The 23093-nt window shown below is 64.3% G+C and carries 23 protein-coding genes; 10 read left to right on the top strand and 13 right to left on the bottom strand.

The genetic code is table 11. The features are described 5' to 3' along the window. Window positions 1–5 precede the first annotated feature (5 nt). From K9B37_RS09945 to K9B37_RS09900, 10 genes are all read left to right on the top strand, one after another. Window positions 6–1007, top strand: coding sequence for a BMP family lipoprotein (locus K9B37_RS09945; RefSeq protein WP_224312918.1), 1002 nt, complete (start codon window positions 6–8; stop codon window positions 1005–1007). A gap of 122 nt (window positions 1008–1129) precedes the next feature. Beyond that, window positions 1130–2653, top strand: a complete 1524-nt coding sequence (locus K9B37_RS09940) for an ABC transporter ATP-binding protein (RefSeq protein ID WP_224312917.1) — start codon at window positions 1130–1132, stop codon at window positions 2651–2653. Then, complete coding sequence (locus K9B37_RS09935; RefSeq protein ID WP_224313078.1) at window positions 2653–3087, top strand: VOC family protein; 435 nt, start codon at window positions 2653–2655, stop codon at window positions 3085–3087. The genes K9B37_RS09940 and K9B37_RS09935 overlap by 1 nt, the downstream gene beginning before the upstream one ends. Continuing rightward, the gene (locus tag K9B37_RS09930; RefSeq protein ID WP_224312916.1) at window positions 3084–4187 is read left to right on the top strand and encodes an ABC transporter permease; all 1104 of its coding nucleotides are present in this window, start codon (window positions 3084–3086) and stop codon (window positions 4185–4187) included. The genes K9B37_RS09935 and K9B37_RS09930 overlap by 4 nt, the downstream gene beginning before the upstream one ends. A 2-nt stretch (window positions 4188–4189) precedes the next feature. Continuing rightward, entirely contained in the window at window positions 4190–5095 is a 906-nt protein-coding gene (locus tag K9B37_RS09925; RefSeq protein ID WP_224312915.1) for an ABC transporter permease, read from the top strand. Window position 5096: 1 nt separating this feature from the next. Further along, window positions 5097–5501, top strand: a complete 405-nt coding sequence (gene cdd, locus K9B37_RS09920) for a cytidine deaminase (protein WP_224312914.1) — start codon at window positions 5097–5099, stop codon at window positions 5499–5501. A 5-nt stretch (window positions 5502–5506) separates the two neighbouring features. Beyond that, complete coding sequence (locus K9B37_RS09915; protein ID WP_224312913.1) at window positions 5507–6325, top strand: purine-nucleoside phosphorylase; 819 nt, start codon at window positions 5507–5509, stop codon at window positions 6323–6325. Further along, window positions 6318–7079, top strand: coding sequence for a deoxyribose-phosphate aldolase (deoC, locus tag K9B37_RS09910; RefSeq protein WP_224312912.1), 762 nt, complete (start codon window positions 6318–6320; stop codon window positions 7077–7079). The genes K9B37_RS09915 and deoC overlap by 8 nt, the downstream gene beginning before the upstream one ends. Before the next feature lies 1 nt (window position 7080). Further along, window positions 7081–8403 carry a thymidine phosphorylase gene (deoA, locus tag K9B37_RS09905; RefSeq protein WP_224312911.1) on the top strand — a complete coding sequence of 441 codons (1323 nt, stop codon included), beginning with the start codon at window positions 7081–7083 and terminating at the stop codon, window positions 8401–8403. Next, on the top strand, window positions 8400–9341 hold the full coding sequence (locus K9B37_RS09900) for a 2-hydroxyacid dehydrogenase (protein ID WP_224312910.1): 942 nt from the start codon (window positions 8400–8402) through the stop codon (window positions 9339–9341). The genes deoA and K9B37_RS09900 overlap by 4 nt, the downstream gene beginning before the upstream one ends. Here K9B37_RS09900 and K9B37_RS09895 read toward each other — a convergent pair whose 3' ends face one another. From K9B37_RS09895 to K9B37_RS09835, 13 genes are all read right to left on the bottom strand, one after another. Next, window positions 9342–10199 carry a C40 family peptidase gene (locus K9B37_RS09895; RefSeq protein WP_224312909.1) on the bottom strand — a complete coding sequence of 286 codons (858 nt, stop codon included), beginning with the start codon at window positions 10197–10199 and terminating at the stop codon, window positions 9342–9344. After that, window positions 10196–10543: a MarR family transcriptional regulator gene (locus K9B37_RS09890; protein WP_224312908.1), complete on the bottom strand. Its 348-nt coding sequence runs from the start codon at window positions 10541–10543 to the stop codon at window positions 10196–10198. The genes K9B37_RS09895 and K9B37_RS09890 overlap by 4 nt, the downstream gene beginning before the upstream one ends. Before the next feature lie 75 nt (window positions 10544–10618). Then, a complete protein-coding gene (locus tag K9B37_RS09885; protein ID WP_224312907.1) occupies window positions 10619–12001 on the bottom strand; it encodes a leucyl aminopeptidase family protein in 1383 nt (460 codons plus the stop codon). Window positions 12002–12117: 116 nt separating this feature from the next. Next, window positions 12118–13026 carry a 2-dehydro-3-deoxygalactonokinase gene (locus K9B37_RS09880; RefSeq protein WP_224312906.1) on the bottom strand — a complete coding sequence of 303 codons (909 nt, stop codon included), beginning with the start codon at window positions 13024–13026 and terminating at the stop codon, window positions 12118–12120. A 45-nt stretch (window positions 13027–13071) separates the two neighbouring features. Then, window positions 13072–13701, bottom strand: coding sequence for a uracil phosphoribosyltransferase (gene upp, locus K9B37_RS09875; protein WP_224313077.1), 630 nt, complete (start codon window positions 13699–13701; stop codon window positions 13072–13074). 36 nt (window positions 13702–13737) lie between these two features. Next, window positions 13738–15006, bottom strand: a complete 1269-nt coding sequence (locus tag K9B37_RS09870) for a URC4/urg3 family protein (protein WP_224312905.1) — start codon at window positions 15004–15006, stop codon at window positions 13738–13740. Between the two features lie 110 nt (window positions 15007–15116). Further along, window positions 15117–16379: a GTP cyclohydrolase II gene (locus tag K9B37_RS09865; protein WP_224312904.1), complete on the bottom strand. Its 1263-nt coding sequence runs from the start codon at window positions 16377–16379 to the stop codon at window positions 15117–15119. Between the two features lie 143 nt (window positions 16380–16522). Next, window positions 16523–17743 carry a phosphopentomutase gene (locus K9B37_RS09860; RefSeq protein ID WP_224312903.1) on the bottom strand — a complete coding sequence of 407 codons (1221 nt, stop codon included), beginning with the start codon at window positions 17741–17743 and terminating at the stop codon, window positions 16523–16525. Window positions 17744–17809: 66 nt separating this feature from the next. After that, window positions 17810–18808: a cation diffusion facilitator family transporter gene (locus K9B37_RS09855; protein WP_224312902.1), complete on the bottom strand. Its 999-nt coding sequence runs from the start codon at window positions 18806–18808 to the stop codon at window positions 17810–17812. Between the two features lie 5 nt (window positions 18809–18813). After that, window positions 18814–20442, bottom strand: a complete 1629-nt coding sequence (locus K9B37_RS09850) for an ABC transporter ATP-binding protein (protein ID WP_224312901.1) — start codon at window positions 20440–20442, stop codon at window positions 18814–18816. Beyond that, window positions 20439–21605 carry an ABC transporter permease gene (locus tag K9B37_RS09845; protein ID WP_224312900.1) on the bottom strand — a complete coding sequence of 389 codons (1167 nt, stop codon included), beginning with the start codon at window positions 21603–21605 and terminating at the stop codon, window positions 20439–20441. The genes K9B37_RS09850 and K9B37_RS09845 overlap by 4 nt, the downstream gene beginning before the upstream one ends. Window position 21606: 1 nt before the next feature. Next, window positions 21607–22713 carry a microcin C ABC transporter permease YejB gene (locus K9B37_RS09840; protein ID WP_224312899.1) on the bottom strand — a complete coding sequence of 369 codons (1107 nt, stop codon included), beginning with the start codon at window positions 22711–22713 and terminating at the stop codon, window positions 21607–21609. Continuing rightward, window positions 22713–23072, bottom strand: coding sequence for a DUF4260 domain-containing protein (locus K9B37_RS09835; protein WP_224312898.1), 360 nt, complete (start codon window positions 23070–23072; stop codon window positions 22713–22715). The genes K9B37_RS09840 and K9B37_RS09835 overlap by 1 nt, the downstream gene beginning before the upstream one ends. Window positions 23073–23093 lie beyond the last annotated feature (21 nt).

Genomic DNA, 23093 nt, shown 5'->3' with positions numbered 1-23093 from the left:
TGCCGATGACAGCAACCAAACTCGGCCTTGCAGTTGCAGGCCTCGCTCTTTCCGCCTCGGTGGCCTTCGCACAGGATGCGTTCAAGCCGGCCGTCGTCTACGATCTGGGCGGCAAGTTCGACAAATCCTTCAACGAGGGCGTCCATATGGGCGCGGAGAAGTACAAGAAGGAAACCGGAACCGACTATCGCGACTTCGAGCCTCAGAACGACGCTCAGCGCGAGCAGGCTCTGCGCCGCTTCGCCCGCGAGGGGTTCTCTCCCATCGTCGCCGTCGGCTTCAGCCAGGAATCAGCCCTGAAAAAGGTCGCGGAGGAATTCCCGAAGACCAAGTTCGCCATCATCGATGCAGTCGTCGAGAAGCCGAACGTCGAATCCATCGTGTTCAAGGAGCATGAGGGCTCGTTCCTGGTCGGCCTCCTCGCCGCTAAGGCATCCAAGTCCGGCAAGGTCGGCTTCGTCGGCGGCATGGACATTCCGCTCATCCGCAAGTTCGCCTGCGGCTACGTCCAGGGCGTGAAATACGCCAACAAGGACGCCGAAGTGTTCCAGAACATGACCGGCACCACGGGCGCTGCCTGGGCCGACCCGGTGAAGGGCGGCGAACTCGCCAAGAGCCAGATCGATCGCGGCGCGGACGTGGTCTACCACGCAGCGGGCGGCACCGGCATCGGCGTGCTGCGCGCGACGGCGGATGCGGGCAAGCTCGGCATCGGTGTCGACTCGAATCAGAACGGCCTGCATCCCGGCAAGATCTTGACCTCGATGGTCAAGCGCGTCGATGTCGCCACCTACAACGTCTTCGACCAGACCAAGAAGAACACCTTCAAGCCCGGCCTCGCCGTGCTCGGCCTCAAGGAAGACGGCGTGGCCTGGGCGCTCGACGACAACAACAAGTCGCTGATCACGCCCGACATGAAGGCCGCTGCCGACAAGGCCGCTGCCGACATCAAGTCCGGCACCATTCAGGTGCACGACTACATGGCGGATTCCAAGTGCCCGATGTGATCGGCAAGGCTTGTCATTCACCGATTAAGCCATAACGTTGAAAGGGATCCGGGCCGATCGCCATCGGCTCCGGGTCCCTTTCTCCTTTCCGACCAGCGGGGAATGACGTTCGAGTTCCATCGATGAATTCTGCCATCCAGCTCATCGCCATCGACAAGCGCTTCGGAGCCGTTCACGCCAACAAGGACGTGAATCTCGACATCGCGCGCGGCACGATCCACGGCATCGTCGGGGAGAATGGTGCGGGGAAGTCGACGCTCATGTCGATTCTCTACGGCTTCTACGAGGCCGATTCCGGGGAAATCCGGGTCGGTGGAAGGGCCGTATCCATCCGCTCTCCCGCCGATGCGATCCATGTGGGCATCGGCATGGTGCATCAGCACTTCATGCTCGTGGAGCCGCTCTCCGTCGTCGAGAACGTGATGCTCGGCGCGGAAGGCGGGCCATTGCTGCGCAAGGGCGAGGCCAAGGTCAAGGCAGAACTCGCGCGGCTGTCGCGCGACTACGGATTGCAGATCGATGTCGATGCCACGGTGGGCGATCTGTCGGTGGGGTTGCAGCAGCGCGTCGAGATCCTGAAAGCGCTCTATCGCGGCGCCGACATTCTCATTCTCGATGAGCCCACGGCCGTGCTCACGCCCGCCGAGGCGGATGCGCTCTTCGAGCTGCTCAGAGCGCTGAAAACGCAGGGCAAGACCGTCATTCTCATCACGCACAAGCTGCGCGAGATCATGGCCGTCACGGATCGCGTCTCCGTCATGCGCCGCGGCGAGATGGTGGCGACGCTGGAGACCACGAACACATCGCCGCCGGAATTGGCGGAACTCATGGTCGGCCGCCGCGTGCTTCTGCGGGTGGAGAAGACTGAGCGCAAGCCCGGCGCACCGCTCCTCGAAGTCAGCGATCTGTCGGTGATCGACAGCCGTGGCGTGCTTCGCGTCGCGAATGCGTCCTTCACGATTCACGCAGGTGAGATCGTCGGCATCGCGGGCGTTTCCGGCAACGGCCAGAGCGAACTTCTCGAAGCGCTGGCGGGAATGCGTCAGCCCGTTCTGGGAAGCATTCGGTTCGGTGGCCAAGAGATCGCCTTAGATCGTCACAATCCCCATCACATGCGCCAGCTAGGGTTGCTGCATGTGCCGGAAGATCGCCTGCGCATGGGCCTGGTGTCTGCTTTCCCGGCCTTCGAGAGCGCGATCCTCGGCTTCAGCGACGAGCCGCGTCTCGGACACGGCCCGATCCTCGATCATGATCGCATGGTCGAGGACCTGACGCAGAAGATGGAGCAATACGACGTGCGTCCGCCGGCGCCGCGGCTGAAAACGTCGAAGTTCTCCGGCGGCAATCAGCAGAAGATCGTGCTGGCCCGCGAGATCGAACGGAGGCCCAAGGTCCTGCTCGTCGGCCAGCCGACCCGCGGCGTCGACATCGGCGCCATCGAATTCATCCATCGTCGCCTGATCGCGTTGCGCGACGCGGGCGTCGGCATTCTTCTGGTGTCCGTCGAGCTCGATGAGATCATGGCCCTTTCGGATCGCATTCTCACCATGTGCGGCGGTCAGATCACCGGTGAGCGGAAGGCTTCGGAGACCACCGAGCAGGATCTCGGCCTTCTCATGGCCGGTGTCACGGACGAGGCCGCATGATGCAACCGCGCCTTACCCTCGTCACGCTCGGCGTCGCCGACATGGCCCGCTCCCGCGCCTTCTACGAGGCTTGGGGTTGGAAGGCCTCCTCCGCCAGCCAGCCGGAAGTGACGTTCTTCCAGGCCAATGGCCTTGCTCTCGCGCTGTTCGGCCGCGCCGATCTCGCGAAAGATGCAGGCGTGGAGGATCGCCCGACCGGCTTTGCGGCCGTCACTCTTGCGTATAATGCGCACTCGAAGGCGGAGGCCGATGCGGTCTTCGCCCGCGCGATCACGGCAGGTGCAAAGGCCGTCAAGCCGTTGCAGGACGTCTTCTGGGGTGGCTATTCGGGCTACTTTGCCGATCCGGACGGGCATCTCTGGGAAATCGCCTGGAACCCCTTCTTTCCCCTCGACGAACAGGGCCACCTGTTCCTGCCGGATAGCCAGACGTGAGCGCTCCCATCGACCTGCCCAAATGGGCCGATACCATCCTGGTGCCCGCCGTTTCCGTGGTGGCGGCCTTTCTGGTCGCCGGTCTCGTAGTGGTGGGCATCGGCGAGAATCCGCTGACCGCGACGCGGCTTCTGCTGCAGGGAAGCCTCGGAACGGGCGAGGGCCTCGGCTTCACCCTGTTCTACATGACCGACTTCATCTTCGTCGGCCTCGCCGTCGCCGTGGCCTATCACGCGGGCCTGTTCAATATCGGCGGCGAAGGGCAGGCGACGCTGGCAGGCCTGGGCATCGCGCTCGTGCTGAACAATCTGACCTTTCTGCCCGGCATCATCCTGATCCCGCTCGGCATTCTCGGCGCTGCGGCTTTCGGCGCCGCGTGGGCGGCGATCCCCGGCTATCTGCAGGCGAAGCGCGGCAGCCACATCGTGATCACGACGATCATGTTCAACTGGCTCGCCAGCGTGCTGATCGTCTATCTCCTGGTGAACGTCCTGCGCGCGCCGCAGAACATGAATCCCGAAACGCCGGCATTCCCGCCGCAATCGGAGATCCTGTTCATGCACGAGGTCTTTGCGGCCTTCGGTATCGAGATTCCGGCCTCGCAGCTCAACCTCACTTTGTTCCTGGCTCTGGCTGCCGCATATGGGGTGTGGCTCCTCATCTACCGCTCCCGGCTCGGTTACGCGATCCGCGTCGTCGGATCGAGCCCGACGGCTGCCGTCTATGCGGGCATCTCGCCGGCGCGCATCATCGTCGTCGCAATGGTGATTTCCGGCGCGCTCGCCGGCGGTCTCGCGGTCAACGAACTGATGGGCTATCAGCACCGCCTACTGCTCGAATTCACCGCCGGCTACGGCTTCGTCGGCATCGCGGTCGCACTCATGGGACGCGCTCACCCGGTCGGCATCGTCCTCGCGTCGCTGCTGTTCGGAATCCTCTATCAGGGCGGCGCCGAACTCGCCTTCGAGCAACCGGCGATCACGCGCGACATGGTGGTGGTCATCGGTGGGATCATCATTCTGTTCGCCGGGGCGCTCGAAGGACTGTTCCGGCGGTTCGTGGCGCACGTCATGCCGCGCCCGGCACTTGCGAAGGCTTGATCATGAATCCCGGTGATTTCGTCACTCTCCTCGATTCGGGCCTGCGCCTTTCCATTCCGCTCCTGGCGGCGTGTCTTGCCGGTTTGTGGTCCGAGAAATCGGGCGTCGTTGATATCGGTCTCGAAGGCAAGATGCTCGTCGCGGCCTTTGCTGCAGCAGCGGCCGCGTACGCCTTCAACTCCGCCTGGATCGGCCTCGTGGCCGGGATCGCAGCCTCGGTGGTCTTCGCCCTCATCCACGGCTTCGCGGCCATCAGCCAGCGGGGCAATCAGATCGTGTCCGGCGTCGCCATCAACATGCTGGCCGCAGGCCTCACCGCCATCGTCGGGAACGCCTGGTACGGGCAGGGCGGCCGCACGCCGCCGCTCGAAGGCGATCAGCGCTTCCGGGAGATCGTCTTCGGGCATTCCGCGCTGGTCTTCCTGGCGCTGCTGGCGGTGCCGGTGACGTGGTTCGTGCTGGGACGGACGCGCTTCGGCCTGCGCCTGCGGGCCGTCGGCGAGAATCCGGCTGCCGTCGACACTGCCGGCATTTCCGTCACGAAGCTGCGTTATACGGCTGTCGTCATTGCTGGAATCCTGTGCGGATTGGCGGGAACCTATCTGTCGGTCGGCCAGTCTGCCGGCTTCCTGCCCAACATGACGGCCGGCAAGGGCTTCATCGCCCTCGCGGCGCTGATCTTTGCCAAGTGGCGCGCCTGGCCGGCACTCGGAGCCTGCTTCCTGTTCGGCCTTCTCGACGCTATCTCCATCCGCCTGCAGGGCATCGCCCTGCCGGGAATCGGCGAGGTTCCGGTGCAGGCCATCCAGGCCTTGCCGTACCTGATGACCGTGATCCTGCTGGCCGGCGTGATCGGGACGGCCATCCCGCCGCGCGCCTCCGGCATCCCTTACGTCAAGGAGCGCTGACATGGCCAAGCTCGACGCACTTTTCAGCGCCGCCAAGGCGATTCAGGAGAAGGCCTACGCACCCTATTCGCGGTTCAAGGTCGGCGCGGCGATCGCGACGCCATCGGGGCAAATCTTTTCGGGCTGCAACGTGGAGAATGCCGCCTATCCCGTCGGCACCTGCGCCGAGGCTGGGGCCATCGCGGCCATGGTGGCGGCCGGAGAAAACCGGATCGCCGCCATCGTCGTCATGGGGGAGGGCGAGCATCTCGTCACGCCCTGCGGCGGATGCCGCCAGCGCATCCGCGAATTCGCGCAGCCGCAGACGCCGATCCATGTTGCGGGACCGGAGGGAATCCGCAAAAGCTTCACGCTCGACGAACTGCTGCCGTTCTCGTTTGGACCCGACAACCTGGCAGACCGATAGGGATCATGATTCATCCGAACGTTCAGGAAGCCGTCGAATTCGTGCGCGCCAAGGGGATCGCAGGATCGTTCGATGCGGCCATCGTGCTCGGCACTGGGCTGGGATCCCTCGCCGACGCGCTCACCGACACCGTGAGCCTGCCTTATGCCGATATTCCCCATTTTCCCAAGAGCGGCGTCTCCGGCCATGCGGGGCGGCTGGTGGCGGGCATGCTGGAAGGCCGGCGCGTGCTGCTGTTCCAAGGGCGGGCGCATTACTACGAAACGGGCGATGCGGGCGCCATGCGCGTCCCCGTCGCCGTGGTGAAGGAACTCGGAGTGCCGCTCCTGGTACTCACCAACGCGGCCGGATCCGTGCGTGCGCATATCCGCCCCGGCAGTCTCGTCGCCATCAGCGATCACCTCAACCTGTCCGGCACGAACCCGCTCCTGCGGGATCATACCGAGCAGCGTTTCGTCTCACTTACGGGAGCGTATGACGAAACCTCGCGCGGCATCCTTCAGAATGCCGCCGCCAAGGCGGGGATTGCATTGCCTGAGGGCGTCTATGCCTGGCTGTCCGGTCCGAGCTTCGAAACGCCGGCGGAGATCCGCATGGTCCAGACGCTCGGCGGCGATCTCGTCGGCATGTCCACCGTGCCGGAAGTCATCCTTGCGCGTTATTACGGCCTCAAGGTCGCTGCCGTGTCCGTCGTCACCAATCTGGCCGCAGGGATCGAAGGAGCCTCGCCCTCCCACCAGGAGACCAAGGACACGGCGGCCGAGGCCTCCGAGAAGTTCAAGCGACTCATTCGCGCCTTCGTTGCGGAGCTTTCCCATGTCTGATGTCAGCCTTGCCCAGCGCGCTCTGCGCAGTCTCGACCTGACGGACCTGACGGACAATTGCACGGACCAGGCCATCGATGCGTTGTGCGCGAAGGCCGTCGATCCGCGCGGCCCGGTCGCGGCCGTCTGCGTCTGGCCGCAATTCGTCGGCCGTGCGCGCGACGCGTTGCGCGGCTCGCCGGTACGGATCGCCACTGTCGTGAATTTCCCCACCGGCGGCGGGGATGTGGAGCGCGTCATCGACGACGTGCGCGAGGCTCTGAGCGATGGTGCGAACGAGATCGATCTCGTCATGCCCTACGAGGCGCTTCGCCGTGGCGACACGAAGACCGTGACGGAAATGATCGAGGCCGTCCGCGATGTCGTCGACCATGGCCGGCTGCTGAAGGTCATTCTCGAAACTGGCATGCTGGAAGATCCTGCGCTGATCGACCTGGCGAGCCGCATCGCCATCGAAGCGGGCGCGGACTTCATCAAGACATCGACCGGCAAGACGCCCGTCTCGGCAACACCGGAAGCGGCGGAGATCATGCTCAAGGCCATCAAGGCTTCAGGGCGGCCCGTGGGACTCAAGCCGTCCGGCGGCATTCGCAGCGTGGCCGATGCCGGAATCTATCTCGATCTCGCGGATCGCATCATGGGGTCGGATTGGGCGACGCCGAGGACCTTCCGCATCGGCGCGAGCAGCGTTTTCGATGCCCTGATTGCCGCCATCGAAGGACGCGCCGGCAGCGCCGCCGTCGGAGCCTACTGACATGTCGATCCTGCCGCAGGAAATCATCCGCCGCAAACGCGACGGCGGCACTCTCGAGGCCGGGCAGATTCAGGCCTTCATCGAGGGCATGACATCGGGCCGCGTCACGGAAGGTCAGGCAGCGTCCTTCGCCATGGCGATATTCTTTCGGGGTTTGTCCGTGCCGGAGCGCGTGGCGCTGACGCGCGCGATGATGCAGTCCGGTGACGTCCTGACATGGGACCTGCCCGGTCCGGTGCTCGACAAGCACTCGACGGGCGGCGTGGGCGACACGATCAGCCTGGCTCTGGCGCCTGCCGTCGCGGCTTGCGGCGGCTACGTGCCCATGATCTCCGGTCGCGGCCTCGGACATACCGGCGGGACGCTCGACAAACTCGATTCCATCCCGGGCTACGTCTCGCAACCCGACATCGACACCTTCCGCCGTGTCACGCGGGAGATCGGCTGTGCCATCATTGGCCAGACGGCGGATCTCGCACCGGCGGACAAACGGCTCTATGCCATCCGCGACGTGACTGCGACGGTGGAATCGGTGGATCTGATCACCGCTTCGATTCTCTCCAAGAAGCTTGCAGCAGGGCTGCAGGGCCTCGTCATGGACGTGAAGTGCGGCTCCGGTGCCTTCATGGACAACCCGGCCGATGCCCGCGCGCTCGCAGAAAGCCTCGTGCTCGTCGCCAACCGCGCCGGCCTGCCGACGAGCGCGCTTCTCACCGACATGAACGAGCCTCTCGCATCGGCCGCAGGCAATGCCGTCGAGGTCGCCTATATCGCCGACTATCTGACCGGTCGGCGTCGCGAGCCGCGCTTTCACGAGGTCAACGTTGCGCTCTGTGCCGAGATGCTGGTTCTCGGCAGGATCGTCGCGACCTTGGCCGAGGCGCGGTCCCGCATTGAGGAGGCGATCACATCCGGAAAGGCGGCGGAGATCTTCAGCCGCATGGTGGTCGCGCTCGGAGGACCGGCGGATCTGCTGGAGCGTCCCGAGAAGCATCTCGTGACGGCGCCCGTCGTTCGCGAGATCCATGCGGAACGGCCCGGAATCGTACAACGCGCCGCGACACGCGATATCGGTATTGCCGTCGTCGCGCTGGGCGGCGGACGCACGCGCCCGCAGGATCCGGTGGATCACGCGGTGGGTCTCACAAATCTTGCCGAGATCGGCGCGACCGTCGACAGCGAGCGTCCGCTCGCCATCGTGCATGCGCAGACGCCGGAGGCGGCCGACGCCGCAGCGCGAGCCGTGCGCGCCGCCTATACGATCGGCGACAGCGCCGCACATCCCGGCAAGCTGGTTCTCGAACATATCGGAGCGACTGCGTGACCCTTCTCGTTGCCTTGACCTGGGATCCGAAGCCCTGGGTCGAACGGTTCGGGCAATACCTGCCTGAGCATCCCGTCGTCGTGCTCGGGGAGCCGTTCGAGCGGAGCAAGGTCCGCTATGTGGCGACCTGGGGTCCCAAGCCTGGCAGCCTTTCCGACCTGCCGGCCCTCGAGGCGATCTTCTCGCTCGGTGCGGGTGTCGACCATCTGATGGGATATCCGAGCCTTCCCGACGTTCCGATCGTTCGCGTGTCGCAGGACGACCTGACCCGCCGCATGAGCGAATACGTGGTGCTGCACTGCCTCATGTATCTGCGCGAGCAGCGCCGCTACGATACTGCCCAACGCGCCAGGACCTGGGAGCCCGATCGCAATCCGCCGGTCGCGAGCGATGTGCGCGTCGGCATGATGGGCTTCGGCGTGCTGGGGCAGGACGCGGCGCGGAAACTCCAGATCATGGGCTTCGACGTAGCCGGATGGAGCCGGGCGCCGAAGACCGTCGAGGGATTCCAGATCTTCTCGGGCGAGGAAGGGCTGACGCGCTTTCTGGCGCGGACGGATATTCTGGTGAGCCTCCTGCCGCTGACCCCCGATACGCGCGGCATTCTCAACAAATCGCTCTTCGCGAAATTGGCACAGGATGGGCGGCTGGGTGGGCCGGCCCTGATCAATGTCGGGCGCGGAGGCCTGCAGGTCGAAACGGATATCGTCGAGGCTCTCGATGCGGGCGTGCTGAAGGCAGCTACCCTCGATGTGTTTCAGGTCGAGCCTCTGCCCCAGGATTCGCCTCTCTGGACCCACCCGCGCGTGACGGTGACGCCGCACAATTCCGCCGTGAGCGATCCGGACATGACCGCGCGATACATCGCAAGCCAGATCCGACGTCACGAGGCCGGAGAGCCGTTTCAGAACGTGGTGGATCTCACCCGCGGGTATTAGTTATCGAGGAGCAAGGCGCTTGACGCTGCTGATCGGGCCGTAGCTCGTCAGGCGGATCCGTTCTTCGGCAACCGCGAGCGGCTCGATGGTGACGGTCATCGTATGTCCCGTCGCGTGGATCAGGCGCGTTGCGTCCAGCATCAGGCCCACATGGCCCTTCCAGAACACGAGATCGCCGCGCCGAAGGCCGCCGAGGTCCGGCGTCACGGCAACGGAGGTCCCGAGTTGCTGCTCCTGCATGTCGCTGTCTCGCGGCGCGGGAATGCCGGCCGCGGCCAGCACCGTCTGGGCAAGACCCGAGCAGTCGAGACCGAGACTCGTCTTGCCGCCCCAGAGATAGGGGGTGTGCAGGAGGCGTTCCGCAACGGCAGTGTAATCGTTTTCAAAGGTCCCGAGCGCAGTCAGATGGGGCGCGTAGACGAAACCGCCCGTGGCGAGGCGCGCATAGTTGCCTTCGACGTCGGTCACCGCGACCTTGGCGTTGAGGCTCAGCCAGGTGTCATGCGGCAGCTTCAGGTTGGGGCCGGGATAGATGAACGTGCGAACCGCGCTGACCCGATGGGTCGGCTCTGCGCCGGGTGCGCCCAGATCGGCGCTGCGAACGTAGCCGACATAGCCGTCGTCACGCAGTTGCACCCAGGCCCAGCCCTCGTGTTCGTCATAGACCGTGACGCTTTCGCCCCAGATTGCCTGGGTGTCGACGGGCGCATCCGGAGCGGGGTGCCGGTGCACGGCGGTGAACGGTCTTGCGACCCGCTGTGGCGTGCCGGCGGAGAAGCGCGCCACCTCCACCTGCCCACGCAGCTTGTCGTCGGCAAGATCGGCCCTAAAAGGCGTGATGCGACGATCGAAGGTCATACGGGCAGCTCCTTGGCGCGGGCGATGATGACGTCTCCTAGCCGCTCCACGGCAAGAGCGCCAGCGACCGTGCGCTGAATGACGACATTGCGCCGATCCGCCTCATCCCGGCGCCGGGAGACCAGATCGAGCTTTCCCATCGTGTCGAGGGCGCGCGTGATCACCGGTTTCGTAACGTTGAGCTTCTTCGCCAATCCGCGGACCGTGTGCGGCGGCGGTTCAAGATAGATGGTCAGCAGGATCGCGACCTGCCGGGCCGAAAGATCGCTGCCCTCATGGACGAGATCGAGATGGACGTCGTGCCAGAGCTTGAGGGACTGGGATGCGCGAAGCGCAACGGACATGGCAGCACCATTCGTTTCGGAGCCGGATTATTCGGTTCCGAAACGAAGGCTGCAATGGCTGTGTGATCTTATGCTTTAGGAAGCGTAACGCTTCTTCAAGAGGGCATACATGAGCCGCGCCGCCTGGACTTCGCCGCCTTCAGGGCGGCCCGGCCGGGTCGCGTTGTTCCAGGCGAAGATGTCGAAATGGACCCAGGCTTTCGCCGCGGACACGAAGCGGCTCAGAAAGAGCGCCGCCGTGACGGACCCGGCCATCGGCCCGCCGGTATTGTTCACGTCAGCGAACTTCGAGTCGAGCTGGCTGTGATAGGGCTGCCAGAGCGGCATGCGCCAGACCGGATCGTTGACGGTCGCGCCGGTCTCGGCGATCTCGTCCGCGAGCGTATCGTCATGGGTGTAGAAGGGCGGCAGTTCCGGGCCGAGGGCGACGCGGGCTGCTCCCGTCAGTGTGGCGAAATCGACCACGAGGTCCGGATCCTCCTCGTCCGCTAGAGCCAGGGCGTCGGCCAGGATGAGGCGGCCTTCGGCATCGGTGTTGCCGATCTCGACGCTCAGCCCCTTGCGGCTGTGAAGGATGTCGCCGGGACGGAAGGCGTTGGCCGAGATGGCATTTTCGACGGCCGGGATCAGCACCCGCAGGCGCACGGGCAGGTTGGCGCCCATGATCATGTCGGCAAGGGCAAGCGCCGCTGCGGACCCACCCATGTCCTTTCGCATCATCAGCATGGAAGAGGCCGGCTTGATGTCGAGGCCCCCGGTATCGAAGGCGACGCCCTTGCCCACGAGGGTGATGCGCGGTGCATCCATCTTGCCCCACGTGAAATCGATGAGACGCGGTGGCGTCGCGGATGCGCGGCCGACCGCATGGATCATCGGGAAATTGTGCTTGAGCAGGTCATCTCCCACGATGCTCTTGAAGCTGGCGCCATGCTTCTCGGCGATCCTGCGCGCTGCGGCCTCGATGCCGTCCGGACCGAGGTCGCTAGTCGGCGTGTTGACGAGATCGCGGCTCGCCATGACCGCTTCGGCAATGCGGGAAATTTCCGCGCCATCGACGCCGTGTGGAAGGACGAGACGGACCGCTTTGTGCGAGCGCTTGCGGTAGCGGTCGAAGGAATAGGAACCCAGAACCCACGCCAAGGCCGCGAGGTCGGCATTCGGTGCGTCGGTTTCGAACCGGTAGGTGCCCTCCGGAAGGAGCGTGGCGAGCTTGCCTGGAAGGAACGGATCGACGCGCTTGGCATCGGCCGCATCGAGCCCGAAGACGACGCCCAGGAGAGATCCGTCCTGGTTCGGAAGGAGGCAATGGCTCCCCGCCTTAGCCTCGAACCCCTGCGACCGCGCGAAGGCCTGAGCCTGTGGCGGGAGCTTCGCAGCGATGTCGGGCCAGGAGATGTCGTTCGCAAGCCAGATCGGCAGGGTTTCGGTATCGGATGCGACGAGCAGGGGATGTGACATGGGGATGGTCTCTGAAAAACGACTCAAAAAGGATGAAACGAGTTTAGACGATGAGATTCCGGTTGCTACTGTCCAGGAAGCAGATGGTCCCGGGCCAGCTGCATGCCGTGACGCCGTCAGAGTGACGGAACATGCCGGACGATCCGGAAAAGGCCTGCGATCAGGGCGTCCCGTGACGCTTTCGTTTCGATGCCGACGCCATGGCGCGCGAGTGCGCGGGCGTAAAGATCCGCACGCTGAGCGTCGGCGAGAATCGTGACCTTCGTCGGACGTGCGATCTGCGTCAGCGCACTGTTGACCTCGTCGCCGGTCAGGAGCCCGGAGAGATAGGGTCCGAGCAGATTCGTGGCCATTCGCCCCGAAACCACGGCGGCCCGGGCTTCGAAGAGCAAATGAAGCAAGCCAGCGGGCTTGCCTTTTTCCGCATTGTTGCGCTCGGCGGCGTCGAGACCGAGATCGAAGCCGCGGGGATCTTCCGGTTCGGTGGCTGGGCGGCCGATCATCGAATACTCGCGAAGAAGAGCGTACATTTCGCCGGTCATCGACGTGGCGAAGCGATCGATGCGCCCTTTCTCCATGACGATCCATTTCGGATGCGTGCCGGCCGCGCAGACGATGCCGTCGGAGACCCCGGACCCAAGTGCGAGGGTTTCCTCGCCGCGCATCACATCCGCGGCGCCCGGCGCCGGCTCACAGAAGAGACCCGGTACGATGTGGCCCTTGCGTCCGTTTCCAAGATCGACCGCGATCATCACCTTGGCGATTTCCGCCGGGCCCGCCGGGCAGGAGGCGTAGGGCGCCACGACCCAGCCTTCGCGGCTTCCGACCATGCCGACCAGAAGCACCGGTGCCTTGGGTTCGGCTTCCAGCCAATGCGCGCAGCGACGAAGGAAGACGTCGCGATGCTGGCCTTGCCTGAGCACGGAGACCCCCTCATCGGAGGACACCGTGTCGAGGATGGTTTCCTCCTCGACGAGATAGGCGCGGAACCGGGTCGTTCCCCAATCGGCGACGATGAAGCGCAAAGCGAATGTCCGTTGGTGGAAGGCGTTGTTGGGTCGGTTCGATGCTCAGCGTGTTCCGTACATCCGGTCGCCCGCATCGCCGAGGCCCGGAACGATGTAGCCGTGATCGTTCAGGTGATCGTCGATGGCGGCCGTCCAGATATGGACGTCTGGATGCGCGCCGCGCAGCTTCTCGATGCCTTCGGGCGCGGCCAGCAGGCAGACGAAGCGCAGATCCTTCGCGCCGCGCTCCTTCAGGCGGTCGATCGCCGCGACGGCCGAGTTGGCGGTTGCCAGCATGGGATCGAGCACGAGGACCATGCGATCCGCGAGATCCGACGGCGCCTTGAAATAATATTCGACGGCCTGAAGCGATTCCGGATCGCGGTAGAGGCCGATATGCGCCACGCGCGCCGCAGGGACGAGGGTCAGCATGCCGTCGAGAAAGCCGACGCCGGCACGCAGAATGGGCGCGAAGACAAGCTTTTTGCCAGCGATCTGAGCGCCGTCCATCGTCGTCAGCGGCGTCTCGATCTGGATGCGCTCCATGGGAAGATCGCGGGTCACCTCGTAGCAGAGGAGCATGCCGATCTCATTGAGGAGCTGGCGAAATCCCTTCGTCGAGCGCTCCTTGTCGCGCATGAGCGTCAGCTTGTGCTGGACGAGCGGGTGATCGACCACGGTGACGCCCTGCATGCTGTGTACGCCCTTTATCGTCTTGTGCTGATTCATCTAAAACACCGTTCCGTCGCTGATGATGGTCAGAGGGGGCGAACCGTCGCCGCGCCGCTCCTTAGCCAATCTGCGTCCCGTCGCCCAGGTGCCGCCTTCGAGAACCTTGGCGAGCGGGAAATCTTCTGCCTTCAACCCTAGCGTCCGACGGATGGGATCGGCAATCCGGTCGAGAAGCGCCACGGTCAGGGCACGCCATTCCACCACCAGGGTCGAGTCCACCGTATGCGGGCGCGACGCATCCTCGGGATTCTTCAGCGCGAGTACGCCAGAATCGAGGAAGAGGCCACCGTTGCGGTATTCCGGCAGGCCGGTGAGGCCGTCGATCTCGACCACCGAGAAGCCGGCCCATTCGAGCGGCTCGATCAGCGAATAGCTCAGCCACTGGGAAAGCTTGTGGAACGGGATCAGACCCTTCGTGGCGTCGTCGGCCTCCACCATCGGATGGCGCCATGTGTCGCCGAGATCGATGCCGCCAAGCGTGATGCGTCCGGGCCAGATCGGACCGAGATAGGTCAAAAGCGTATCGAGAATGGCGGTGGCCTTGATCCGCCCTTCATGGTCCGCGGTCCCGGCGATGACATCGAAGAGACCGCCCGGCCGGGGATCGTCATGCTGGCCGAAAATGTCCGGATTGGTGGCAACGGTTCTGCCGAGTCGGTTGAGAAGAGCGGCGCGCCCTTCGACGCCGACCAGCGGATTGCCGGCACTCACCTGGAAGCCGTTTGCGAGGTCCTCAGTCGTCAGCGCGAGAAGTACGTCCGCATCGACACGGAACGGATCCTCCGCTCTGCTCGAGAAGATGCCGCTCACGAACATGTCGAAGCTCGCGACCGCAAGCCCTTCCGAGCGTGAGAAGACTTCTCCCGTGCGGCCCTCGTCGTAGCGCCATTGCGGCCCGGCGCCTGCGTCCAGGAGCACGGATACGATGGCGAGATCGAAGGCGGCGCGGGTCATTTGCCCCGCATCGGTCCAGGGTGCGCCCTGCATTACGGCGCCCCAGCGCTCGTAGCCTCCTGCGGAGAAGTGCCGCCAGCGGGCATGAAACGGAATGTCCAGGGATGGGTAGGCGTCACGAATGGTCGCCACCACTTCGGCGGCACAGGCATCGAGCCGGCCGAGATCGACGCTGAAATGCTGCAGCCTGCCGGCGAGCCCGTGATCCAGAATCTGATGCGAACGCGCGCGCACCGCGGATGCATGCAGGAGGCTTCGGGCGGCTTCCGTTTCAGGGGACAAAGGCGGCTGATCCGTCACGCGAGGCTCCATTGCTCTCAATTCGAGAGCGATAGCACAAGTCGGGAACCGGCGATGGCAGATCGCCGGTCCGTTTGAGGAGAAGGTTAAGACCTTGGGCGGGTCATCATCGTACGATGCGCTCAGAAGCGTTCGAGATCGCGGCCCTTGACCTGTCCGAGTGCGGAAGCCTCGGGAGCACCGTCGGGGGTGTAATAGCCTGCGGCCTTCTTGGCTTCCAGCTCCACCTGGGCATCGGGCGGGACGAGTTCCGGCGGAATGGGAACGCGTTCCACGACCTCGATTCCCGAGCCCGTGATGGCGTCGTACTTCATGTTCGACATGGACATCAGCCGGTCGATGCGGCGGATGCCGAGCCAGTGCAGGACATCGGGCATGAGCTGCTGGAAGCGCGCATCTTGAACGCCTGCGACGCATTCCGTGCGCTCGAAATAGGTCGCGGCCGAGTCGCCGCCTTCCTGACGCTTGCGCGCATTGTAGACCAGGAACTTCGTGACCTCGCCCAGTGCGCGGCCTTCCTTGCGGTTATAGGCGATGACGCCGACACCGCCACTCTGCGCCTCGCGCACGCATTCCTCGATGCCGTGGACGAGATAAGGCCGGCAAGTGCAGATGTCGGAGCCGAACACGTCCGACCCGTTGCATTCGTCATGCACCCGGCAGGCGATCCGGCGCTTCGGGTCGCCGAGGCCACTCACGTCGCCGATCACATAGACGGTGATGTTGCCGATCGGCGGCAGGAACACGCTCATGTCGGGGCGCGTCACCAGTTCCGGGAACATGCCGCCCGTCTGCTCGAACAGCGTGCGCCGGAGCTCGCCTTCGGAGCATCCGAAGCGGGCCGCTACACCCGGCAGATACCAGACGGGATCGACGGCGATCTTCGTGACGGAAATGTCGCCGGAGGCATGCAGGACACCCCCATCGGCCTTGAGGCGCTTCGAGCCCATGGCGGAAAGGATCTCCGGCATGTTGAGCCGCGCCTTGGTGATGGCGATGGTCGGCCGGATGTCGACGCCGCTGGCGATCTCGTCCTGGAAGACCTGCCCCACCATGTGGCCCCAGGGATCGAGCGAGACGATCTTGCCGGGCTCCGACCATTGCGGATGCGGCCCGATCACGGCGGTCGGATGGGTGTTGTGCAGGTCCGGGCGGGCGAGAGGATTGAGCGCCCGGGCGGAGATCGCAAGGGCACGATAGAGCGAATAGGACCCGCCGTGGGCGCCGATCACGTTGCGGTCCGCGGGATTGGTGACGGACCCGATAATGGGACCTCGCTCGCGCGGATCGGCAGCGCCCCACCGGATCGGTCGTCGCAAGGTGGCCGCGTTGGGCTCGGGATGGGATGTCAGCCGGATATGGGTCGAACGGTTGGGCGAGTTCATATGACCTTCCACGCGAGAACAGGAAGGCGCCCCAAGGATCTTCGGATCGCTCGGAGAGCTTCCTTACGATCTATGGAAGACTGATCCAAAGTTACGAAGGCGTCAATGCCCGTAAATGACGCTGCGTCAGACGCGCCGTTTCGTCAGATCCATGGCTCACCCTTGCCGAGATGGCTCACGCCCAGATGCGTCAGAACGGTGGCGCCGATATCGGCGAAGCTCTCGCGCCGGCCGATCGGGCCTGCCTTCACGCCCGGTCCGAAGCACAGGATCGGCGTGTGCTCGCGCGTATGATCGGTGCCTTTCCAGGACGGATCGTTGCCGTGGTCGGCAGTGATGACGACGAGATCGCCCGCCTGCAGGACCCCCTCGATTTCCGGAATGCGGCGATCGAACGCCTCAAGCGCCGCGGCATAGCCGGGAATGTCGCGGCGGTGGCCGAATTCGCTGTCGAAATCCACCAGGTTGGCGAATAGGAAACCGCCATCCGGCGCGTATTTCAACGCATCGATCGCCGCCGTCAGGCAGGCATCGTTGCCGTGCGGCTTGATTTCCTCGCCGGTGTTGCGGTGGGCGAAGATGTCGCCGATCTTCCCGACGGTCACGACCGTCCGACCGGCCTTTGTCAAAGTATCGAGAATAGTGTCCGAGGGAGGCAGCGTTGCGAAATCCTTGCGGTTGCCGGTGCGTTTGAAACCGGTTTCCGGCGTGCCGACGAAGGGGCGGGCGATCACGCGGCCGATGCGATAGGGATCGCAGAGCTTTCGTACGACCACGCACAATTCGTAGAGGCGATCGAGACCGAAGTTTTCTTCATGCGCGGCGATCTGGAGCACGCTGTCGACCGAGGTGTAGCAGATCGGCTTGCCGGTTCTCAGGTGCTCTGCGCCGAGTTCGTCGATGATCTCCGTGCCGGAGGCATGCTTGTTGCCGAGGATGCCCGGGATTCCGCCTTTTGCGACGATCGCATCGGTCAGCTCCTTCGGAAAGGACGGCTCCGTATTCGGGAAATAGCCCCAGTCGAAATCGACCGGAACGCCGGCGATTTCCCAATGGCCCGACGGGGTGTCCTTGCCTTTGGACGTCTCGACGCCGTAGCCCCAGGCGCCTTTCACCGGACCTTGTGGTGCAAGATGCGGGTGCATCCGGCCGGTCGAGGCCTCTGCGGCGAGGCCGAGTCCCAGCGCGCTCAGATGCGGCAGGTGAAGAGGACCCTTGCGCAAGCCCGCGCGGTCTCCGCGCCCCTCTGTGCAGGCTTCGGCGATATGTCCGACCGTGTCGGCGCCCTCGTCGCCATAGAGGCGCGCATCTTCCGCACCGCCGATGCCGACGGAATCGAGCACGATGACAAGGGCACGAGGCATGGTGGGGATCCTTCAGAGCGAGAGAATCACGAGTGATACGTCATATCGGCCAAAGATGCGATGGCTTCAGTGGCGATGGCCGCCGCGGGCGTGATCATGCCCCTGGGCGGGGCCGGGTGGGGAGGCGTCGAGCGGACATTCCGGACCGTCGTGATGGCCCTCGGTCGACCTGATCTCGATCTGCAAGGTCGCATGGCCGATGCCGAAGCGCTGCTTCAGCTCCCTTTGGGTTTCCGCCAGGAACCTATCGCCCGGATGCCCACCCGGCATGACCAGATGAACCGTCAGCGCAGTCTCCGTCGTGCTCATGGCCCAGACATGCAGATGATGCACGCGGGCGACGCCCGGCAGCGTCTCAAGGGCCTTCTGCACAACCGGCAGAGATATCCCGCTCGGCACGCCCTGCAGCGAGAGCGTCACCGACTGGCGCAGCAGGTCCCAGGTCGTCCACACGATGACGAGAGCGATCACCAAGCTGATGAGCGGGTCGATCCAGGTCGCCCCCGTCCAGAGAATGATGGCGCCCGCGACGACGACGCCGAGCGACACGGCCGCATCGGCTGCCATGTGAAGGAACGCGCCACGGATATTGATGTCGCTCTTGCTGCCGCTCATGAAGAGATAGGCCGTGAACCCATTCACCAGGATGCCGACGCCGGCGACCACGATGACCGTGCCGGCCGCGACGGGAGCGGGCTGGATGAGGCGCTGGATCGATTCCCAAACGATGCCGCCGGTGGCGACCAGCAGCAGGAGCGCATTGAACAATGCGGCCAGGATGGAGCTGGAGCGCAAACCGTAGGTAAACCGTTCCGTCCGGCTGCGTTTTGCAAGGAGCGCCGCGGCCCAGGCGATGGCGAGGCCCAAAACGTCGCTTAAGTTATGGCCGGCATCGGACAGAAGCGCCATCGAGCCCGCGAGGAAGCCGTAGATCGCTTCGATGGCCACGAAGCCGAGATTGAGCACGATGCCGATCACGAAGGCGCGGCCGTGGCTCACCCTATGACCATGCCCATGGCTATGATCGTGATGCGAATGACCGGCGGCGTGGCTGTGTGACGGCATGGCGTTCACTCGCGGACGGCATGGCGGCTGTCCGCTTCCAGATTGAAGGCCGCGGCAAAGAGCGCACGGGTATAGTCGGTTCGCGGGCTGGAAAAAATCGTCTCCGCCGAACCCTCCTCGACGACCTTGCCGTTCTGCATCACGAGCACGTGGTTGGCGAGGGCCCGCACGACCTTGAGGTCGTGACTGATGAACATGTAGGCCAGATCGCGCCGTTTCTGGAGGTCGCGCAGCAATTCGACGATCTGCGCCTGAACCGACATGTCGAGGGCGGAGGTCGGCTCGTCCAACATGATGAATTGCGGCTCGAGCGCCATGGCGCGGGCAATCGCGATGCGTTGGCGCTGGCCGCCCGAGAACTCGTGCGGATAGCGGTCCATGGTCGCGGGATCGATGCCCACATCATGCAGCGCGCGTGCCACCACGTCCCGGCGCTCGGCATAGGACAGGCCTTGCTTCTGGACGAGAAGACCCTCCTCGACGATCTCCGCCACGGACAGGCGCGGCGAAAGGGAGCCGTAGGGGTCTTGGAAGACGACCTGCAGATCCTTGCGCATCGGCCTGATCTGGCGTGAGCCGAGAGCATCGATCCGGTTGCCGAGAAACACGATGGGTCCCTCGGACGAGACAAGGCGGAGAATGGCGAGCCCGAGCGTTGTCTTGCCGGAGCCGGATTCGCCGACAACCCCGACGGTCTCGCCCTTGCGCACGCGCACGGAAACACCGTCCACGGCCTTCACGTGACCGACGGTCCGGCGCATGAAGCCGCGCTTGATCGGAAACCAGACCTTGATCGGTCCCGCTTCGACGATCGTCGGCGCACCCGCCGCGACGGGATTGGCGCGTCCTTTCGGCTCCGCCGCGAGAAGCTTCTTCGTGTAGGGATGCTGCGGGTTCTGGAAGACTTCCGCGACCGTCCCGTGCTCGACGATCTTGCCCTTGAGCATCACGCAGACGCGATCCGCGACCTTGCGGACGATGCCGAGATCATGGGTAATGAACAGCATCGCCATGTCGAGTCGTCCCTTGAGTTCCGCAAGGAGCTTCAGGATCTGCGCCTGCACCGTGACGTCGAGCGCCGTCGTCGGTTCGTCGGCGATCAGGAGGTCCGGCTCATTGGCGAGGCTCATGGCGATCATCACGCGTTGCCGCTGACCGCCGGAGAGCTGGTGCGGATAGGCGCCGAGGCGGCTCTCCGCATCGCGCAAGCCCACAAGGGAGAGAAGCTCAAGCGTGCGCGCCCGCGCGTCGCGGTCGGACAACCCGCGGTGGAGCTTCAGGATCTCGCCAATCTGCCGCTCGATGGTATGGAGCGGATTGAGCGACGTCATCGGCTCCTGGAACACCATGGTGATGTCGTCACCGCGCACACGGCGCATGGCATTCTCGTCTGCGGCGAGCAGGTCCTGCCCCTTGAACAGGATGCGTCCCGACGGATGCGATGCGGACGGGTAGGGAAGGAGCTTCAGGATCGACAGCGCCGAAACCGATTTGCCCGATCCAGACTCACCGACCAGCGCGACCGTTTCACCCGTTTTGATGTCGAAGGAAATCCTGTCGACCGCGAGCATGTCGCGCCCGTCCTGACGAAAGGCGACGGAGAGATCCTGAACGGAAAGAAGCGGCTCTGTCATTGGAACGTCTTTCGTGGATCGAACGCGTCGCGCACCGCTTCGCCGACGAAGATGAGAAGACTGAGCATCAGGGCGATCACGAAGAAGCCTGTCAGGCCGAGCCATGGAGCCTGCAGGTTCGCCTTGCCCTGGGCGAGCATCTCGCCGAGGGAGGGCGAGCCCGGCGGCAGGCCGAAGCCGAGGAAATCGAGCGAGGTGAGAGTGGTGATCGAGCCGTTGAGGATGAACGGCAGGAAGGTGAGCGTCGCCACCATCGCGTTCGGCAAGAGATGCTTGAACATGATCGTCACGTTCGACAGGCCCAGCGCGCGCGCGGCGCGCACATATTCGAAATTGCGCGCCCGCAGGAACTCGGCACGCACGACGCCGACGAGCGACACCCAGGAGAAGAGCAGGAGGATGCCGAGCAGCACGAAGAAGCTCGGCGTGATGATCGCCGAAATGATGATGAGGAGGTAGAGCGCCGGGATGGCGGTCCAGACCTCGATGAAGCGCTGGAACAGCAGATCGACCCAGCCGCCGAAATAACCCTGAATGGCGCCGGCCAGCACGCCGACGACCGAGGAGATGCCCGCGAGAATCAGGCCGAACAGCACGGAGATGCGGAAGCCGTAGATCAGCCGCGCCACCACGTCGCGGCCCTGATCGTCGGTGCCGAGCCAGTTCCACTCGATGTCGCGGCATCCGGTGCCGCCGTTTCGCTCCGCGATGGAGTGACACTGCGCATCGGTGAGCATCCAGGTCGGCGGCGCGGGCGCCGGAACCGGCAGGTCGAGATTGTGCGTGTTGTAGGAGAAATGAATTGGCGGCCAGATCGCCCAGCCGTTTTCCGAAATCTCCTTGGCGATGACAGGATCGCGGTAGTCGGTCTGCGCCAGAAAGCCGCCGAACTTCTCCTCCGGATAATCGACGAAGACGGGGGTGAGCAGTTCGCCCTTGTAGGAGACGAGAAGCGGCCTGTCGTTGGCGATGAACTCGGCACCCAGACTCAGGACGAACAGGACCATGAAGATCCAGAACGACCAGTAGCCGCGCCGGTTGGCCTTGAAGTTCTGCAGGCGGCGGCGGTTGAGCGGCGACAGGCGGATGAAGCCTTCGCGCGGCAGCGGCGGCGCGAGCGGAGCATTGGCGGCAGGAGACGCGACGGGGACGTTCTCGTTCATCTCACACCTCCCGCGTCTCGAAATCGATGCGCGGATCGATCCAGGTATAGGTGAGGTCGGAGATCAGATTCACCGCAAGACCGACGAGCGAGAAGATGTAGAGGTTGGCGAACACCACCGGATAGTCGCGATTGACGATCGACTCGAAGGACAGGAGTCCCAGGCCGTCGAGGGAGAAGATCGTCTCGATCAGCAGCGCTCCGGCAAAGAACGCGCCGATGAAGGCGCCGGGAAATCCCGCGATGACGATGAGCATCGCGTTGCGAAACACGTGGCCGTAGAGGACCTGATGCTCGGACAGGCCCTTCATGCGGGCGGTCAGGACGTATTGCTTGCGGATTTCGTCGAGGAAGGAGTTCTTCGTCAGAAGCGTCGAGGTGGCGAAGGCGCCCAGTGCCATGGCGATGATAGGCAGGGTGATGTGCCAGAAATAATCGACGACCTTGCCGAAGAGAGGGAGTTGATCCCAATTCTCCGACGTCAGGCCACGCAAGGGGAAGATCTGCCAGAACGAGCCGCCCGCGAAGAGTACGATCAGGAGGATTGCGAAAAGAAAGCCCGGAATCGCGTAGCCGATAATCACCACGCCCGATGTCCAGATGTCGAAGGACGAGCCGTCCTTGACCGCCTTGCGGATGCCGAGCGGGATCGAGATGGCATAGGACAGCAAGGTCATCCACAGGCCGAGGCTCACGGAAACCGGCAGCTTCTCGCGGATAAGCTGCAGCACGGAGATGTCGCGGAAATAGCTCTTGCCGAAATCGAAGCGTGCATAGTCCCACAGCATCTTGGCGAAGCGTTCGGGCGCCGGCTTGTCGAAGCCGAACTGCACTTCGAGTTGTTTGATGAATTGCGGATCGAGTCCCTGCGCGCCGCGATAGCGCGAATTGGTATCGCCTCCGCCGCCGGTCGTATTCTGCCCGCCCGAGAGATCGCCGCCACCGCCGGAGATCCGCGACGTGGCACCGGAATCTTGCCCCTGCAGCTGCGCGATGACGCGTTCGACTGGGCCGCCGGGTGCGAACTGCACGATGACGAAGGAGATCAGCATGATGCCGAGCAGCGTCGGAATCATGAGAAGGATACGGCGGGCGATATAGGCGAACATCAGGCGCCGTCACGCTGCCGGCCGATGCGGCCGAGATGGGTATCCTGGAAGCCGGATGCGTATTTCAATCCATATCCTAACATGCGGTCGAATCCGATATGCGCCGCCCAGATTGCGGCCAAACCTGCGACAAGCGGATCTTTCAGAAAAAACCAGCATCCCGCGAGAATGGCGGGCGCAATGGTAGAATGAAGCGCATTGTAGAGGATAGCCCCCTTCTTAGACCCCGCGAGATAGCCGAGGAAGCTGATGTCGGGGGTGAGGAAGAGCACCGCATAGAGCCACCACGACAGGCCGGTCAGGTCAAATCCCACTGTTGCGACGAGGAAAAGCGCCGCTCCCTCCAGGCGCAGGATCAAGCGCGATCCTCCGGCGACCGC

Source organism: Microvirga puerhi (genome assembly GCF_020089865.1).
Lineage (GTDB): Bacteria > Pseudomonadota > Alphaproteobacteria > Rhizobiales > Beijerinckiaceae > Microvirga > Microvirga puerhi.
The sequence above is the reverse complement of the archived record's forward strand: the minus strand, read 5'-3'. Positions and strand labels throughout refer to the sequence as shown.

Bases quoted from the DNA above. Each gene is read 5' to 3' on its own strand.
- K9B37_RS09945 (WP_224312918.1), top strand. From the start codon at position 6: ATGACAGCAACCAAACTCGGCCTTGCAGTTGCAGGCCTCGCTCTTTCC.
- K9B37_RS09940 (WP_224312917.1), top strand. From the start codon at position 1,130: ATGAATTCTGCCATCCAGCTCATCGCCATCGACAAGCGCTTCGGAGCC.
- K9B37_RS09935 (WP_224313078.1), top strand. From the start codon at position 2,653: ATGCAACCGCGCCTTACCCTCGTCACGCTCGGCGTCGCCGACATGGCC.
- K9B37_RS09925 (WP_224312915.1), top strand. From the start codon at position 4,190: ATGAATCCCGGTGATTTCGTCACTCTCCTCGATTCGGGCCTGCGCCTT.
- cdd (WP_224312914.1), top strand. From the start codon at position 5,097: ATGGCCAAGCTCGACGCACTTTTCAGCGCCGCCAAGGCGATTCAGGAG.
- K9B37_RS09915 (WP_224312913.1), top strand. From the start codon at position 5,507: ATGATTCATCCGAACGTTCAGGAAGCCGTCGAATTCGTGCGCGCCAAG.
- deoC (WP_224312912.1), top strand. From the start codon at position 6,318: ATGTCTGATGTCAGCCTTGCCCAGCGCGCTCTGCGCAGTCTCGACCTG.
- deoA (WP_224312911.1), top strand. From the start codon at position 7,081: ATGTCGATCCTGCCGCAGGAAATCATCCGCCGCAAACGCGACGGCGGC.
- K9B37_RS09895 (WP_224312909.1), bottom strand. From the start codon at position 10,199: ATGACCTTCGATCGTCGCATCACGCCTTTTAGGGCCGATCTTGCCGAC.
- K9B37_RS09890 (WP_224312908.1), bottom strand. From the start codon at position 10,543: ATGTCCGTTGCGCTTCGCGCATCCCAGTCCCTCAAGCTCTGGCACGAC.
- K9B37_RS09885 (WP_224312907.1), bottom strand. From the start codon at position 12,001: ATGTCACATCCCCTGCTCGTCGCATCCGATACCGAAACCCTGCCGATC.
- upp (WP_224313077.1), bottom strand. From the start codon at position 13,701: ATGCAGGGCGTCACCGTGGTCGATCACCCGCTCGTCCAGCACAAGCTG.
- K9B37_RS09870 (WP_224312905.1), bottom strand. From the start codon at position 15,006: ATGGAGCCTCGCGTGACGGATCAGCCGCCTTTGTCCCCTGAAACGGAA.
- K9B37_RS09865 (WP_224312904.1), bottom strand. From the start codon at position 16,379: ATGAACTCGCCCAACCGTTCGACCCATATCCGGCTGACATCCCATCCC.
- K9B37_RS09860 (WP_224312903.1), bottom strand. From the start codon at position 17,743: ATGCCTCGTGCCCTTGTCATCGTGCTCGATTCCGTCGGCATCGGCGGT.
- K9B37_RS09855 (WP_224312902.1), bottom strand. From the start codon at position 18,808: ATGCCGTCACACAGCCACGCCGCCGGTCATTCGCATCACGATCATAGC.
- K9B37_RS09850 (WP_224312901.1), bottom strand. From the start codon at position 20,442: ATGACAGAGCCGCTTCTTTCCGTTCAGGATCTCTCCGTCGCCTTTCGT.
- K9B37_RS09845 (WP_224312900.1), bottom strand. From the start codon at position 21,605: ATGAACGAGAACGTCCCCGTCGCGTCTCCTGCCGCCAATGCTCCGCTC.
- K9B37_RS09840 (WP_224312899.1), bottom strand. From the start codon at position 22,713: ATGTTCGCCTATATCGCCCGCCGTATCCTTCTCATGATTCCGACGCTG.